Raw genomic sequence first — 15,848 nt, 5'->3', positions numbered from 1 at the left:
GGGAGGGGATCCTCTCTCTTCCGATCAACGCCGGAACGGCCGGAAGGCCCGCGCCCCGCTCGCGACGCCGGGCAGGACCAGGAACGTGTTGCGGAGGATCGCCTTCACGACCGTCGCGATGTAGAGGCCCCGGGGCGTCGAGGCGCCGGTCGGTCGGCCGTTCGCGAAGGTCACCGCCGGCGGCCGGCCGGGGACGTTGAGCGCCCTCCAGCCCACGCGGGTCACGAAGTCGGTCCCCGGCTGATTCCGGCCCGAGCCGTCCAGCGGGATCATGGTCGAGCCGGTCAGGCCGCTCGGCGCGGCGCCGACGGCCGTCAGCGTGTAGGCGGCGTGCAGGTTCAGCCGCTGGGCGGGGCGGAGGGTCACCGTGCCCGCGATCGGGTCGTAGGTCGCGGACGCCAGCCGGACGGCCCGGCCGCGGGAGTCGACGATCCGGTAGTTCGCCAGGTCCTCGGCCCGCGCCGGGTCGAGCGGCGAGTCGAAGGTCAGGACCAGGACCGTCGGCTGGGCGTGGAAGCCGAGCCGGCTGAGGCCGACCACCCGGGGGCCTTCGGTCGAGGCGAGCGTCGTCTCGACGCTCCCCGTCGCGTTGCCCCCGGCGTCGGCGAAGGCCGCGCTGTAGGCGTAGGCGCCCGGCGGGAGGGCCGGCGCGACGAGCGTCGCGACGCCGTCGATCAGCGGGGCGGTCCCCAGGAGCGTCGTCCCCTGGTAGAAGGACACCGTGCCGGCGAGCGCCGGGTCGCCCGGCGAGGTCGCGACGACGCGGGCGGTCAGGATGAGCTGGGTCGGCGTGGCCGCGACCGCCAGGCTGGTCGCCGTCGTCGCCGGGTCGACGACGATCGAGACCGGCGCCTCGGACTCGGCGGACGAATAGAGGGCGTCGCCCGAGTAGACCGCCCGGATGACGTGGTCGCCCACCGAGAGCCGGACCGGCAGGGCCGCCACGCCGCTCACCGTCGCCGTCTGGGCGATGGGCCCCCCGACCGCCCCCGGCAAGCTCGTCAGAGGGGCCGAGCCCAGGTAGACGTCCCCGTCGAAGAAGGCGACCGTCCCGGTCATCGCCGCGCCGCCGTTCGAGGCCGCCGTGACGGTGATCGACAGGACGACGGCCTCGCCGTAGTAGAACTGGCCGCTGGAGGCGTCCACCCCGCCGGCGGTCGACTCCGACTGGGTCACGGTCACGATGGTCGGGGCCGACAGACTCGGCTGGACGTCCAGGTCGCCGTCGAACCGGGCCGAGATCGCGTGCGATCCAGCCGACAGGTTCGCGATCGTGAAGGTCGCCACGCCCGAGGCGTCGAGCGCGCCGACGCCGATCGCGGTCACGCCGTCGAAGAACGTGACCGTCGCGTCGGTCCGGGCCGGGGAGACGGTCGCCGTGAACGTGATCGGGTCGCCGAACCGCCCCGAGATCGGCGACGAGGTCAGGCTCGTCGTGGAGGCGGCCCGCCGGACCACCTGCGAGACCGCCGCCGAGGTCGCCCCGGAGAAGTTCGCGTTCCCCAGGTAGACGGCCGTGATCGAATGGTCCCCGGCCCCGAGCCCCGTCGCGACGAAGGAGGCCACACCCCCCGCGCCGAGCGCGGCCGTGCCGAGGAGCGTCGCGTCGGCGTAGAACGCGACCACGCCGGCCGGGACGCCCGTCCCGGGGGCCGTCGCGGCGACCGTCGCCGTCAGGGTCACGCCCTGGCCGTGGGTCGAGGGGTTGGGCGAGGCGACCAGCGTCGCGGCGGTCGCGGCCCGGGCGACCGCCTGCGAGAACGTCCCGGCGCTCGCCGAGTAGACGCCGCCGCCGGGGAAGGTCGCCGTCACGGTGTTGGTCCCGACGGCCAGGTTGGAGACGGTGAGCGTGGCGACCCCGTCCACGAGGGCCACGACCGTCGTCTGGGACCCGATCGTGAAGTCGACCGCCCCCGTCGGCACGCCCGCCAGGGCCGCGACCGTCGCCGTGAAGGTGACCGACTGGCCGTAGACCGAGGGGGTCGGGGCGCCGACCACGGTGGTCGTCGTGTCGCCCGAGAGGACCGAATGGTCGACCTCGCCGGCGGAGCCGGCGTAGATCGCGTCGCCGTTGTAGGTGGCGGACATTCCGTAGTCGCCGACGGCGAGGCCGCTGGTCGCGTAGGTCGCCACGCCGTCGACGAGAGCCACGGTGGCGGTCGTCGAGCCGATGACGAAGGTGACGGTGCCGGTCGGCGTGCCGGCGCCGGATGCGACCGGGGCCACCGTCGCCGTGAAGGTGACGGACTGGCCGAAGATCGAGGGGCTCGGGGCGCCGACGACGGCGACCGTCGTGTCGGCCTGATTCACCGTCTGGGCGGTCGCGCCGACGCTCGCCAGGTGGGTCGCCCCGCCGGTGAAGACCGCGGTGACGGCGTGCGTCCCGACGGCGAGCGCACTGGTGGTCCAGGTCGCCACCCCGCCGACGAGCACCGCGATCATGGACGAACTGCCCGCGATGAAGGTGACCGTGCCGATCGGCACGCCCCCCCCGGGGGCGATCGGGGTCACGACGGCCGTGAACGTCACCGACTGGCCGTAAGTCGAGGGGTTGGGCGAGCCGACCACCGTGGTCGTCGTGGGGCCGGGGATCTGCGTCACGGTCGTCGAGCCGGTGCTGCCGGCGTAGTTCGCGTCGGCGTTGTACGTGGCCGTGACCCCGTTCGAGCCGACGGACAGGGCGCTGGTGGTCCAGGACGCCGCGCCGCCGACCAGGGCCACCGTCTGGGAGGTCGAGCCGAGGGTGAAGGTGACCGTGCCGGTCGGCGTCCCGGCTCCCGGGCCGACCGCGGCCACGGTCGCCGTGAACGTCGCCACCTGGCCGTAGAACGGCGCGGCCGGGACGGCGACCAGGGTGGTCGTGGTGGTCGCCTGGTTCACCGTCTGGGTGGCGGTCCCAGTGCTGGACGTGTAGTTCGCGTCGCCGTTGTAAGTGGCGGTGACGGTCGTCGAGCCGACGGCGAGCGAGCTGGTGGTGAGGGTCGCCACCCCGCCCGAGAGCGTCGCCGCGTAGGGCGTCGAGCCGATCGTGAACGTGACCGTGCCGGTGGGCGTCCCCGCGCCGGGGGAGACGGGGGCGACCGTCGCCGTGAACGTCACCGACTGGCCGTAGACCGAGGGGGTCGGCGCGGCGACGACCGTGACGGTCGTGGAGGCCTGGTTCACCGTCTGGGTGAGGGAGGCGGAGCCCGCCTCGTAGGCGGCGTCGCCGGAGTATTCGACGACGACGCTGTAGCTGCCGGGGGCGAGGGACGCGATCGAGCTGAAGGTGGCGGAGCCCGAGACGAGCTCCACGGCCTCGATGGGGGTGCCGCCCACGACCAGCGTCGCCGTCCCGGTCGGCGTGACGCCCGAGCCCGAGACGGTGACCGAGAACGCGACGCCCTGGCCGTAGACGCTCGGATTCGCCGGAGAGGTCGGCGAGACGGTCGGGGTCCCGAGGGCCGTCAGGACCACGTCGCCGCCGGTGTAGGAGATCCGGAACCTGGAGGAACCCACGCTGAAGACGGACCCCTCGGGCAGGTCCTGGAACGTCCCGACGATCGCCGACGAGGCGTCGAGGATCTTGAAGGTGGAGCCCGCCGACGGGGCGAAGGAGTCCAGGGAAACCTCCAGCGTCGCGCCCTCGCCGGAGTCGGCGTTGAGGTCCAGGCCGTCGACGATCAGCTGGGTGTAGCCCGCCCCGGCCGTCGTCCCGCCGATCACGACCCGGTACTTGGCGCCGGTCGAGAGGCTGGCGTCGCCGGCCGTCGGGACGGTCGCGGACCGGGTCGGCGCGAGCGTGCCGATGGCGCTGATCGTGACCTCCGGCATGGCCCCGTCGCCGCCGAGGAGGCCGTCCGCGAAGATCGAGGAGCTGGCGGAGACGTCCCCCGAGATCAGCAGGGTGCCGTCGCCGACGTTGATCTTCCCCGTATGCGAGGTGGTCCCCGAGACGATCAGGGTCCCCGCGTCGTTCTTGTCGTAGTCCACCGAGCCCGAGACGTCGCCGGAGAGGGTCAGGACCCAGCCGCTCGCGACCGCGAACGCCTGGTTGTTGTCGGCGAGCGAGACGTCGCCGGCGATCGCGTTGTCGCCGAGCACGTTCATGACTTTGGATGTGTTCGAAACCGGCAACCCGACCAGGGCGAGGGACTTGGTCGAGGGGAGCGAGATCCCGCCGGTCAGCTCGAGGGTCGCGCCGGACTGGATCGTCGCCGTGGTCGAGGAGGTCGGGTCGCCGAGGGCGTCGTCGGCGGCGACGCGGAGGTATCCCGAGGCGGCGGTCACCCCCCCGTCGAACAGGTTGGCGCCCGAGAGGACGACCCGACCCGACGTCCCGCCGATCGTCGAGAGCGAGAAGCTCGAAGCGTCGTCGTCGATGACCCCGGAGATCTCCAGCGCGGCCCCGTCGCCCGCGCCGAGGTAGAGGTTGGCGGTCATCGTGATCGAGCCCGAGAGGGTCGCCGTCCCCGCGGCCGCCCGCAGCGCCCCGCCGGAAGCGGAGCCGAGCCCGGCGGCCGTGATGGGCTCGGCGATCGCGAGGCTCGAAGCCGAGGAGAAGAGGAGCGAGGCCCCGGACGTGACCGTCGTCCCCAGGGCCGTCGAGCCCAGGGCGGCGTCGCTCGCCGCCGCGAGCGAGCCAGCGTCGACCAGCGTGGCGCCGGAGTAGGTGTTGGTCCCGGAGAGCGTCAGCGTCCCGGCCCCGACCTTCGTCAGCCCGCCCGTCCCGGAGACGACGCCGGAGAACTCGGTGGACGTCCCGTCGTCGCCGATCGTCAGGGTGTAGGACCCGAGCGTGACGGTCCCGTCGCCCGCCAGCGAGCCGATCGCCTCGGCGTCGGCCAGGTTGAAGGTGCCGTCCGCGGCCACGTCGACCCGGGCGGCGTCGGCGATCGCGGAGCCGTTCTGGGCGTTGACGACGCCCCCGTCGACCTGGAGTTCGCCGGTGAAGGTGTTCGTCCCCGAGAGGGTCAGGGTCCCCTCGCCCGTCTTGGTCAGGCCGGTCCCCACCCCCGCGACCGCCCCCGACTGGAGGAACGTCCCCCCGGCGTCGACCGAGAAGGTCTGGTCGGACGCCAGCGTCAGCTCCAGCTCGACGATCGCCGTACCGGAGACGTGGGTCGTCGTCAGCGACCCGGCCAGGGAAACCGCGTTCCCCTGGAGGTGGTAGCCGGACGCCTCGATCGAGATGCCGGCGAAGCTGGTGTCCGCCGCGAAATCGTTGGAGTTCATCAGGTTGGAGGCGAGGGCGGGGAAGATCAGGGTGTCCCCCGCCACCGGGGCCGTGCCCCCCTGCCAGTTCCCCGAATTCGACCAGAGCGAGGAAACGGCCCCCGTCCAGATCCGAGCGGTGAGCAGCCGGCGACTCTCCAGCGGCTCGATCTGCAGGACGGAGCGCGTGCGGCGCCGCGCGCGTTCCCGGCCCTTGCGTTCGAGGGAGGATTTGCCGACGCCGGGCCGGAGGGGGGGAAGCATGGGGGATTCCTCGGTGTTTCGGATCGGGAGATGCGCGTCCGCAGGGACGCCGGCCCGACCGGGCCTCGTCGTCGAGGCCTCGGGCGCGTAGGCGTAGGAGCCCGACGGACTTCCGTCACGGTCGCCATGCTTCACCCTTACAACGCCGAGGAAGGCGTGCGAACTCGACGGGCGGCGGATTCGGCCTCTTTCAAGGCCCTCGCGCGGCGGGAGCGACGGTCGCGAGGGGATTTCGGAGGGGGAGGACCGCGCGGCGGCCGGGGCTCGCGCGGCGAGGGGGAGGGCGTGGGCTTCTCCGGGCCGTCAGCCCGCCGGGGGGGCGGGCGGGGCCAGGGTCAGGCCGGGGAGCGAGCCGCGACGGGACAGGGCGTCGCGGAGCGACTCGAAGATGGCCCGATGGCCCCGCACGCTGGGGTGCTTGTCCCAGGGGGAGACCCGGAACTCCTCGGCCGAGAGGCCGGCGAAGGCCCCGGCGGCGTCGATCAGGTCGAGCCGCTCGCGGCGGATCGAGGCCCGGATGATCTTGAAGATCTCCGGGTTCTCGGCCTCCACATCGGCCCGGGGGATCAGGACGATCGCCAGGGGGAGGCCTGTCCGCCTCGCGAACTCGCCCCAGCCGGCGTAGGCCCCCTCCAGGAGCGCCTGGGCCTGGCCCTGGAGCTTCGAGCGGAAGGCCTCGGCCGAGTCGCCGGGGGAGATCCCCGCGCGGGCCAGGGCCTCGCGGACGTACTCCAGCGGGATCGGGACCGGCGGCTCGCCCTTCACCACGGTCTCCAGGTGGGCCTCCTCCAGCGCGGGGTCCAGGACGGTGGCGTCGCAGAGGACCCAGTCGGGCTCGTAGGCCTCGGCCTCCTCGCGCATCCGGATCAGCCGTCGCGACGGAGAGTCGCCCGAGATCGAGAGGTTGACGACCTCCACCCTGCGGCCCGCCGGCGCGGCCTCGTTCAGCCAGCGCTCCAGCAGACGGGGGTAGGCGTCGTCGTCGCCCACGCCGTGGCCCATCGTGTTCGACGAGCCGAAGAGGACGATCCGGTACACCCCGTCGGGCTTGGGGTTCGCGACCTCGGGGGTGCGGTAGCCCCGGGCGTTGGTGCGGAAGCTCTCGCCGTTCCAGCTCGCGTCCAGGCCGGGCCTGAGCCGCCAGCGCAGGTACGAGGGGATCGGCTCGACGAGGCCGGAGGCGCCGAACGGGACCCAGCCCGGGGGGTGCTGGTCTGCCGCCGGGGCCCGGCTCGCGGGGGCCCGATTGGCGTCGATCAGCTCCTCGTAATAGCCGCGCGTGGCCATGTGGCGCAGCTCGCCGTCGAGGCGGGGCCGCCCCAGGGCCGAGCGCATCAGGTCGCCGTCGGGGAGGATCCAGGGGGCCGCCAGGAGCGCGACGCAGGCCAGGAGCGACGACCGATCCCGGGCGGGGGCCCGCCCGTGGGGCGACTTCGAGGCGTGACCGCGCGAGGCTGGGTTCATGGCAGGGGCTACCCCGAATGGCGGAATCCGCGGGGCCGGGAGGCCCCTCCAGCGTCCCGATTACCGGAAATCGGCCTCGGCCGCAAGCCGGGGTTGGCGACGGGAGGCCCCGGATCGGCGAATCGGCCCGACCTCCGTCTTGTGCGGCCCCCCGATATGGGAAAGAATGCCGTTCAAGGCGTTACGGCGACGAACGCGGCCCGTTTCCCTCCCGGATCGATGGCGCGCCGGGGCGGCGGGGACGTCGCGCCGGCGCGGCGCCGCCCGGCGACACATCGGCGTATCGAGAGGCCCGAGTCATGGATCCCACCCTCGCTCCCTCGTCCCCTTCCGCCGCCAAGGCGGGCCCCGCGCCGTCGCCCGAGGATGCGGCCCTGGCGGCCGTCCTCATCAAGAACGGCGTCCTCACCGGCGACCAGGTCGAGGAGGCCCGCCGCTACGCCGAGGAGCACCGCCGCGACTTCAAGCAGGCCATCCTGGAGATGAACCTCATCTCCCCCGAGCGGCTCAACCAGCTCGCGTTCGAGCGGCTCCGCGCCCTGGCCCAGCCCGAGGCCCCGGCCCCGACTTCGACCCCGGCCTCCCCCGCCGAGACGAAGACCATGCTGGTCCTGCCCGACCGCGACCAGATCCAGCGCGACATCCGCAAGGAGCTGCAGGACCTCACCCAGACGGTCCCCGTCCCCGAGCTGATCGGCCAGATCCTCGAGCGCGCCATCGACTGCCGCGCCACCGACATCCACTTCGACTCGCTCGACAACGGCCTGCGCGTCCGCTACCGGATCGACGGCCAGCTCCAGGACATCCTCTTCATCGAGTCGTCGGTCGCCGCCGCGGCCCTCAGCCGCGTCAAGGTGATGTCCAACCTGAACATCGTGGAACGCCGGCACTCGCAGGACGGCCGGATCACGATCATGTACAACGGCAAGCCCCGCGACCTCCGCGTGGCCACCTTCCCGACGATCTACGGCGAGAAGATCGTCATCCGAATCCACGAGGTCCTCACCGACGTCGTCGGCTTCCACCACCTGGGCATGAACAAGTCCCAGGCCGAGGCCCTCGACCGCCTGATCGTCCAGCCCTACGGCGCCGTCCTCGTCGCCGGCCCCGTCGGCGCCGGCAAGACGTCGACCCTGTACAACTGCCTGGAGCGGATCAACTCCCCCCTGCGCAACGTCATGACGATCGAGGACCCGATCGAGCACCGGATGCCCGGCGTCAACCAGACCCAGGTCGGCTCCGGCCCCGGCGACATGAGCTTCAGCGAGGGCCTCCGCGCCATGCTGCGGCAGGACCCGGACATCGTCATGATCGGCGAGATCCGCGACGAGGAGACCGCCCGCATCGGCATCCGCGCGGCGCTCACCGGCGTGCTGGTGTTCAGCACGCTCCACGGCTCGGACGCCCCCAGCACCATCAGCAACCTCTACAACTTCGGAATCCCCGGCTACCAGCTCTCCAGCAGCCTGCTGGCGATCGTCTCCCAGCGGCTGGTCCGCAAGATCTGCCCCAACTGCCGGGTCTGCTTCACCCCGGACGAGAAGCTCCTGCTCTCGCTGGAGCTGGACCCCGACGAGCACCAGGGGGCCGAACTCTTCCGGGGTACGGGCTGCCCGGCCTGCTTCCAGACCGGCTACATAGGCCGCACCGGCGTCTTCGAGATCATGATGATCGGCGAGGAGTTGCGCGATCTCATCTTCCAGCAGATCCCCCGGGACGTCCTGCGTCGCGTCGCGGTTGACCTGGGAATGCGAACTTTGAAGCAGTCCGCGGTCGATAAGATTCTGGAAGGGGTCACCACGGTGGAGGAGGTCTACCGCGTGGTCTCGTTCTGAATCGATCCGACGGACCCCCGCAAGGAAGATCCGGGCGAACCGACAGGAGGTCGGCCATGCACTCGCAGAATCGCCGCAAACGTCTCTCGGCCGCGGGCTTGAGCCTGCTCGCCGCCGCCGCCTTGGCCGCGCCCCGCGCCGCCTCGGCCGATGATACGGGCCTCTTCGGACGCCTCTTCCGCCTGGGAGGGGCCAACTCGTCCCGGTCCAAGCCGGCGCCCCTGCCTTACGGCGGCGACGGCGAGCCCGGCGCCCCCAACGGGCCCGGGAACGGGCGCAACCCCGGCCCCAAGCACGACCACGACCACGACCACGACCACGGCGCGAACGCCTTCGTCCCCCCCGCCGGCTCCCGGGGCCCCGCGTCGCCGCCGACGCCCCCCGCCGGCCCGTCGGGCGAGGGGCCGTCCACCCCGGCGGTCGCCGAGAGCGGGCCGGCCGCCCCGCCGATCACCCCCCGATCGCGGGTCAGCAACGCCGCGACCGACGCCGACCCGCTCCTGACCCGCATGGCCCTGGGCCGGTCGAACGACGGCGGCCAGTTCGGCATGTTCCTGCAGATCTACGCCGACGGCACCGTCATCGACTCCGAAGGCGTCCACCGCCTCGCCCCGGCCGACCTCCGGCCGATCGCCGAACTGGTCTCCTCGGGCGAGCTGGGGCGGAACCGCGGCCACTGCGGCACCCCGTCGAGCGACTACATCGAGGAGGTCCACGTCGTCGTCTTCGAACGGCGGCTCGGCCGCCTCACCGCCCAGCCGTTCTCCTACTCCGGCAATCCCCAGGGTTGCGACCCCTCCGTCCGACAACTGCACACGCTGATCGAGGGCCTCCAGGCCAAGCTCAGCGGCCAGCCCGTCGCGGCCTCGACCCCGGCGTCCGTGGTCGAGGATGCGGCGGCCGCCGGCCCCGCGTCGCCGCCGCTCGCCGCCCCGGCGGCCTTCGCCGCGCCGAGCCGGACTCCCCTGGCGGCCCCCGGCGTCAGCCGCGTCCTGCCGCCGCTCCCCGCGACCTCCGCCCCGGTCATCCCCCTGACCCCGGCCGACTCCCGCTGAACCAGCCCGCCGGAGCCCATGCGGATCGACCCATCCCGGGGCGGCGCGGACTCGCGACCGTCCCCGGGCCCGTCCGCGCGCCCGACTGGTCAGCGGGCCGATCGTCGTCTACAATGGAGAACCATTCTTGATACGCGATGGATCTGATCGAGCCCAGGTGCAAGCTCGCAGCTTGGACGGAAGGACGCGGCCGTGGCGAAGACTCAAGCCGACGACTTGACCCCGCTGGACGTCAAGGAATCGCCCGAGGACAAGTTCCGCGAGTTCCTCGAGATCCGGGGCGAGAAGCTCACCGATCCCCGGCGCACCCTGGTCCGGCACATCTACAGCTCGCACAAGCACTTCGACGCCGACGAGTTGGTCCGCGACCTGCACGACGCCGGTCACGCCATCAGCCGATCCACGGTTTACCGGACCCTCCGCCTGCTGGTCGAGGCCGGCCTCCTGCGCGAGCTTCGCCTGACCAACCGCTCCGCCTACGAGCACGACTACGGCTATCCCGCGCACGACCACCTGCACTGCACGGTCTGCCACCGCGTGGTCGAATTCCGCAACGACGACCTGCTCAAGCTCCGCGACGAGGTCAGCCGGGCCCACGGCTTCCGCGCCACGGGCCACCGCTTCCTCATCGAGGGCGTCTGCTCGTCCTGCGACCGCTCCCACAGCCCCCGCCGGCGGCTGGACCTGATCTGAAGTCGACGTGGTGGGGAGCAATGGTCTTCCCCCCTCGCGGGGGAAGACAGACCGCGCAGCGTCCCGATGAGGGGGGACGCTCGCGGGGAGCATGGGAGTCGACGTCCGGCCCGCATGACCGACGGCCTCGGCGAGCCTCATCAGGGCTCCATCGGCCTTCTCGCTCGTCTTCCCCCTCATCCGGCCCTGCGGGCCACCTTCCCCCGCGCGGGGGGAAGGCTTTGGGGTCCCGCTTCCGGATCACTCCAGGTAGCCGAGGTCGGCGAGCCGCTGTTCGAGGATGGCCTGCTCCTCGTCGGTGTACTCGAAGGCGGGCTGGTGGGGGCCGTTGAGCGGCTGCTTGGCCGGCCGGTCGAGGCGGCTGGCGGACCCGACCGCGCGGGCGGCGCCGATGGGCGAGCCTTCCATGAACGACGGCACGGGGAGGCCCAGGAGGTCCAGGACCGTCGGCGCGACGTCGATCAGGCGGCCGTGGAGGTTCCGGCCGGGCGCGAGGCCCGCGCCGGCGAGGGCCACGACGCCTTCGGGGCGGTGGGTGCCGGTGAGGTTCGGGTCGGCGTGGACCCAGCTGCCGGCGCCGGACGAGCCCAGCTTGGTGCGGACCCAGAAGGGGGCGTCGGGCAGGGCGATGAGGTCGGGGTAGCCCTCCCGCGCGGGGTCGACGCCGTAGGCCTCGGCGGTGTCGATGATCTTCGGGAAGAGCGGCCGGCCGGTCTCCGGGTGGCGGGCCTCGGCGAGGGCGTCGGCGGCGGCGCCGCGGGCCTCGTCGATCTCGCGGGGGGTGAACAGGGGGGCGGCGTGGCGGGTGGAGCCCCGTCGCGAGGGCGAGTTCACGTAGACCATCGCCGCCGTGTCCTGGTGCGGGGCGAACGCCAGGGTCCGCGACCAGTCGAACGGGAACGAGCCGGCGACCGATTGGTCGAACGACGCCGAACGCGCCGTCGGGTCGTGCCGCTTGGCCTCCCAGACCCGCAGCCGGTCGACGGCCTGGCGGCCGCGACGGATCAGCTTGCGGCCCAGCCCCGCCCGCTGGGCGACCCCGGCGTCGAGCAGGATCTGGTTGACGTCGATCCGGCCCGCGCAGGGGCCGAAGCCGTGGTCGCTGACGACCAGGACGGCCGCCCCTCGCGCCGAGGCCAGCTCGCCGAGCAGGCCGATCGCGCGGTCGAGGCCGCGCATCACCCCCTCGGCGGCGGCGTTCCACTCGGGGTCGTCGATCCCCGTCTCGTCCACGTTCAGGTAGCGCCAGGCCCGGTGCTGGAACGGGTCCAGGTTCTGGAACTGGACCATGAGCGCGGACCAGTCCGGGAACATCCGGTCGGCCAGCAGGCCCCCCTCGGCGCGTCCCCGGAAGCTCTCGACGGTGAGCCCGGCGTTGGTCCGCAGCTCGTCGAGGGTCTGGGGCGCGCGTTTCCAGAAGTAGCGGAGGGTGTAGTCCGGGACCTCGGCCTTGAGCCTCGCCGCGAACTCGGGCGAGCCCTGCAGGGCGGCGTCGAGGTGGGGCGCGTCCATGCCCGAGACGACCACGCCGTTCGGCAGCCGGGGGGGCGGGAACAGGCCGGGGACGTTCAGGCAGGCGGCCGACCGGCCGGCGTCGGACAGGATCCGCCAGAGGTTCGGCGTGCGGACGCGGCCGGAGTGGTTGACCTTCATCCGGTCGGCGGCGGCGTCGTAGTAGCGGTGGTCGAAGACCCCGTGCCGCGACGGCGTGCAGCCGGTGGACATCGAGGTCCACGCGGCGGTCGTCACCGGCGGCTCGACCGAGGTCAGGACGCCGTGCGCCGCGGAGCCCAGCAGGGCGTCGAGGTTCGGCATGACGCCGCGACGCCGCATCGGGTCGAGGACGCTCCAGGTGGCGCCGTCGAGGCCGAGGATCAGTACGCGATCGAGGGATGCCGCCATGCGCCTTGGCCCTTGGTGTCGTGGATCATGGGGATGGGGGAGCCGTTCGCGGCCGGGTCGACGCGGTGCTCCCGCGCGGCCGCGGCGGACGTCGCCGCGACGGACTCGGCGCCGGTCTCCACGCTGAACTCGGTGTGGTAGTAGCCGGCCGCCGCCTGCCGCTCGCCCTTGGAGCGATACAGCATGCCCAGCCGCCTGCGGAGCTTCTGGCGGAGCGGGATCGCGGCCTCGAACTCGGCCAGGCAGCGGTCGTAGCCGGCGATCAGGGCGCGGGCGCGGGCCTGGAAGTCGGCCGGGGCGGGGGCCTTGACGCCGACCGCCATCACCGAGTGCGGGAACGCCCGGAAGCCCTGCGAGCCGACGACGCGGGCGTCGTACGGCCGCATCATGCGCTTGAGGCAGCTCGGGGTCATCCGCCAGTAGTCGTCCGGGTAGGCGTGGATCCGGAAGTTCAGGGGCGAGGTGATCACGAAGACCCCCCCCGGCTTGAGGATCCGGTAGACCTCGTCGAACGCGCGGCGGACCTCGAAGACGTGTTCGAAGGTCTCGATGCAGAGGACCGCGCCGGCGGACTCGTCGGGCATGCCGACGGCCGAGACGTCCTCGATGCGGTCGACGCCCGGGCCGGGCCGCATGTCGCAGCCGATGAACGCCTTGCCCGCGAACATCCCCCGGAGGTTGGCGTAGCCTTCCTGGCCCTCGACCTGGTACGAGCCGAACTCCACGATGGGCGTCGGGCAGTCGAAGGTCTCGGCCACAAGGCGGCAGAACGCCTTGTTGTGGTCTCGCATCGTCGTTGCTCCTCCATGAGCCTGGATGGTCGGCGGACCGAGGGGGAACCGGGCGCTGCCGATGTTCCCCTGGAAATCGGCGGGATCTTAGATCCATCCTCAAGATCGGTCAACCGCAAGTCGATCGGGCGGCCCCGGCCCGGCGTCAGGGGGCGGGGGCGGACTCGATCATCCCCCGGATCACGTCGCGAGCCCGGGCGGCCAGGTCGGCGTCGGGCGACGAGGCCGAGACGACGATCCAGGTCCCGTTCGACTGGGGGACGCAGACGATCGTCAGGGTCACGGAGTCGTCGCCCCCCACGACCAGGTAGTCGGCCCCGTCCGCCCCCTTCACCACGACCAGCCCCTGGTCGCGCAGGGCCTGGTCGGCCAGCGCCAGGCAGCCGTCGAGCGAGGAGGGCTTCACGAACGTCCCGTAGACCACGTACATCGGGGATCTCCTGGCGAGGGGAGGGGGGGCGGATCGGCGACCGGGAGCGGCGACCACCTGAATCCTATCAGGAACCCTCGGGCGGACGCCAAGGGCCCGCGGCCCGGCCGCGCGAAGGCCGGATCTCGCACTGGCCAGGGTCGGTGGTTTCGATTAGGTTGGATATTCCTCTCGCGACGGCGCCAGGGGGGTGGGAAGCTCGGTCGTGTCGCATGGACCCGCGCGGACCCGGCCCCGATCGCCGCGCCGCGGTCGGCCCCGGAGCCTGGTTGAGGGAATTGACCGGTGTCCTATCGCAGCTTCAAGCACCTGCTCGGCGAGACCAGCCTGGAGCGCAAATGCCGCTTCATCTTCGGGCTGGGCATCTTCATGCTGGTCGTCGTCAGCTTCCTGCTCTACGGCCTGAAGACGGAGAGCCTGGTCAAGAACCAGACCACGCAGACGGCCCGGATGCTCGTCAATCCGACGTTGATGAACATCCATTACAAGAAGCTGGGCAACTACAACTTCGAATCGATCATCGACACCCTGTGGGGCGCTCTGCAGCCGCTCGACGACCTGCCGAACGTCAAGGCGACCGTCCTGAAGGCCTACGGCGAGAAGGACAAGGACCCGGCCAAGCAGCCCTCGGACGACTTCGAGAGGGCCGCGCTGGCGCGGTTCCTCAAGGCGTCGGCCGACGAGGAGGCGTTCATCAAGACGGGGACCCCCCGCCCGAACCCCTACACGTTCGCGGACGGCACGAAGATGTGGGAGGACCGGATCTCCCAGGACCAGAAGGAATACCAGTACATCCAGGCGGTGACCTTCAAGCCGAGCTGCCTGATGGACTGCCACAGCCGCGACGACTCCGGCCTGGACGACCTCGGCGGCGGCCAGGTCCACGTCGACAACAACCACTTCTGGCGGCCGTCCGCCGACGGCAAGCACATCGTCCCGGTCAAGGCCGGCGACCTGGCCGGCGCGGTGGTCGTGCGGGTGCCGATGGAGCAGACCAAGAAGGCCATCAACAGCAACCGCGCCGTGCTGATCACCGCGGCCCTGGTGACGGCCGTGCTGGCGATGGTCTCCTCGTACATGATCGTCCGCTACGTGATCGTCAAGCCGGTGAAGCACCTGCGCGACGTCTCCGACGCCATCGCGGCCGGCCGGCTGAACATCCGCAGCCAGATCCAGACCGGCGACGAGTTCGAGGACCTCTCCCACGCTTTCAACCGCATGCTCCACAACCTGGTCGCCATGCAGCAGGAGCTGCGCGACGTCAACGGCGACCTCGACCACAAGGTCGACGAGCTGGCCCAGGCGAACATGGCCCTGTACGAGATGAACCGCCTGAAGAGCGACTTCCTCGCCACCATGAGCCACGAGCTGCGGACCCCCCTGAACTCGATCATCGGCTTCTCGGAGGTCCTGGGCGGCAATGAGAACCTCAACGAGCGGCAGCGGCGATACGTGGGGAACATCCAGACCTCCGGCAAGATGCTCCTGGGGATGATCAACGACATCCTCGACCTGGCGAAGATCGAGAGCGGCAAGATGGAGGTCCACGGCGAGGACTTCTCGATCCGCGACGTCTGCGAGGCGCTCACCAACCTGACCAGGCCGATGGCCGACCGCAAGGACGTGACGCTGGAATGCCGGCTCGACGAGGCGATTCCGCTCTTGCGCCAGGACCCGGGGAAGATCCGCCAGATCCTCTACAACCTGCTCTCCAACGCGATCAAGTTCACGCCCGAGGGGGGCCGGGTGACCCTCCGGGCGCGGACCGACGGCCGGTTCGTGGTCCTCGAGGTCGAGGACACAGGGATCGGCATCGCCGAGGAGGACCGCGACACGATCTTCGAGAAGTTCCGCCAGGCCAAGGCCCCCGGCCAGGCCGGCGACGTGCTGACCCGCGAGCACCAGGGGACCGGCCTGGGCCTGTCGATCGTCCGCGAGCTGGCTCGGCTCCTCGGCGGCGAGATCCAGCTGCGCAGCCAGCTCGGCCAGGGGAGCACGTTCACCGTCCGCCTCCCCCTGCAGCTCGTCGGCAACCACCGCTTCGAGGTCAACCTCAGCGACGAGCGGATCGACCTTTCCAAGGCCCGCCGGATCGAGCCCCAGCCGTCGTTCCCCCACATGCCCCTCGCGCGCCCGCAGCCGGGCGGCGGCCGGGGCCCGGACCCCGCCCGGGGCCTGGGGAAGAACGCGCCGGCGGTGTGACGCCCCCGTCCTCTCCGAT

At 72.0% G+C, this 15,848-nt stretch carries 9 protein-coding genes; 4 read left to right on the top strand and 5 right to left on the bottom strand.

From position 1 onward, the window contains the following. Nucleotides 1-24 precede the first annotated feature (24 nt). Together G6O68_RS28825 and G6O68_RS28820 are read right to left on the bottom strand one after the other, a co-directional pair. Nucleotides 25-5,457 (bottom strand): beta strand repeat-containing protein, encoded by a 5,433-nt coding sequence (locus tag G6O68_RS28825; RefSeq protein WP_165252701.1) that lies wholly within the window; start codon nucleotides 5,455-5,457, stop codon nucleotides 25-27. Between the two features lie 303 nt (nucleotides 5,458-5,760). After that, nucleotides 5,761-6,921 (bottom strand): SGNH/GDSL hydrolase family protein, encoded by a 1,161-nt coding sequence (locus G6O68_RS28820; protein WP_165252699.1) that lies wholly within the window; start codon nucleotides 6,919-6,921, stop codon nucleotides 5,761-5,763. A gap of 299 nt (nucleotides 6,922-7,220) precedes the next feature. Here G6O68_RS28820 and G6O68_RS28815 point away from each other — a divergent pair, with 299 nt between their 5' ends. The 3 genes from G6O68_RS28815 to G6O68_RS28805 all read left to right on the top strand — a co-directional run bounded on the left by G6O68_RS28815 (nucleotide 7,221) and on the right by G6O68_RS28805 (nucleotide 10,504). Beyond that, nucleotides 7,221-8,756 (top strand): GspE/PulE family protein, encoded by a 1,536-nt coding sequence (locus G6O68_RS28815; RefSeq protein ID WP_165252697.1) that lies wholly within the window; start codon nucleotides 7,221-7,223, stop codon nucleotides 8,754-8,756. Nucleotides 8,757-8,812: 56 nt separating this feature from the next. Further along, nucleotides 8,813-9,811 carry a hypothetical protein gene (locus G6O68_RS28810; RefSeq protein ID WP_165252695.1) on the top strand — a complete coding sequence of 333 codons (999 nt, stop codon included), beginning with the start codon at nucleotides 8,813-8,815 and terminating at the stop codon, nucleotides 9,809-9,811. Nucleotides 9,812-10,003: 192 nt separating this feature from the next. Then, nucleotides 10,004-10,504 carry a Fur family transcriptional regulator gene (locus tag G6O68_RS28805; RefSeq protein WP_206108240.1) on the top strand — a complete coding sequence of 167 codons (501 nt, stop codon included), beginning with the start codon at nucleotides 10,004-10,006 and terminating at the stop codon, nucleotides 10,502-10,504. A gap of 240 nt (nucleotides 10,505-10,744) precedes the next feature. Here G6O68_RS28805 and G6O68_RS28800 read toward each other — a convergent pair whose 3' ends face one another. The 3 genes from G6O68_RS28800 to G6O68_RS28790 form a co-directional block, all read right to left on the bottom strand. Further along, a complete protein-coding gene (locus G6O68_RS28800; protein ID WP_165252693.1) occupies nucleotides 10,745-12,406 on the bottom strand; it encodes an alkaline phosphatase family protein in 1,662 nt (553 codons plus the stop codon). Further along, the gene (locus tag G6O68_RS28795; RefSeq protein WP_165252691.1) at nucleotides 12,379-13,197 is read right to left on the bottom strand and encodes a methyltransferase domain-containing protein; all 819 of its coding nucleotides are present in this window, start codon (nucleotides 13,195-13,197) and stop codon (nucleotides 12,379-12,381) included. Before G6O68_RS28795 ends, G6O68_RS28800 begins: the two co-directional genes overlap by 28 nt. A gap of 145 nt (nucleotides 13,198-13,342) precedes the next feature. Beyond that, nucleotides 13,343-13,627 (bottom strand): hypothetical protein, encoded by a 285-nt coding sequence (locus G6O68_RS28790; protein ID WP_165252689.1) that lies wholly within the window; start codon nucleotides 13,625-13,627, stop codon nucleotides 13,343-13,345. A 285-nt stretch (nucleotides 13,628-13,912) separates the two neighbouring features. Between G6O68_RS28790 and G6O68_RS28785 the strand changes: the two genes are divergently transcribed. Beyond that, on the top strand, nucleotides 13,913-15,829 hold the full coding sequence (locus G6O68_RS28785) for an ATP-binding protein (RefSeq protein ID WP_165252687.1): 1,917 nt from the start codon (nucleotides 13,913-13,915) through the stop codon (nucleotides 15,827-15,829). Nucleotides 15,830-15,848 lie beyond the last annotated feature (19 nt).

Origin of the sequence: Paludisphaera soli (assembly GCF_011064595.1) — a bacterium.
Classification (GTDB): Bacteria; Planctomycetota; Planctomycetia; order Isosphaerales; family Isosphaeraceae; genus Paludisphaera; species Paludisphaera soli.
This window is presented reverse-complemented; position numbering and strand designations above follow the sequence as displayed.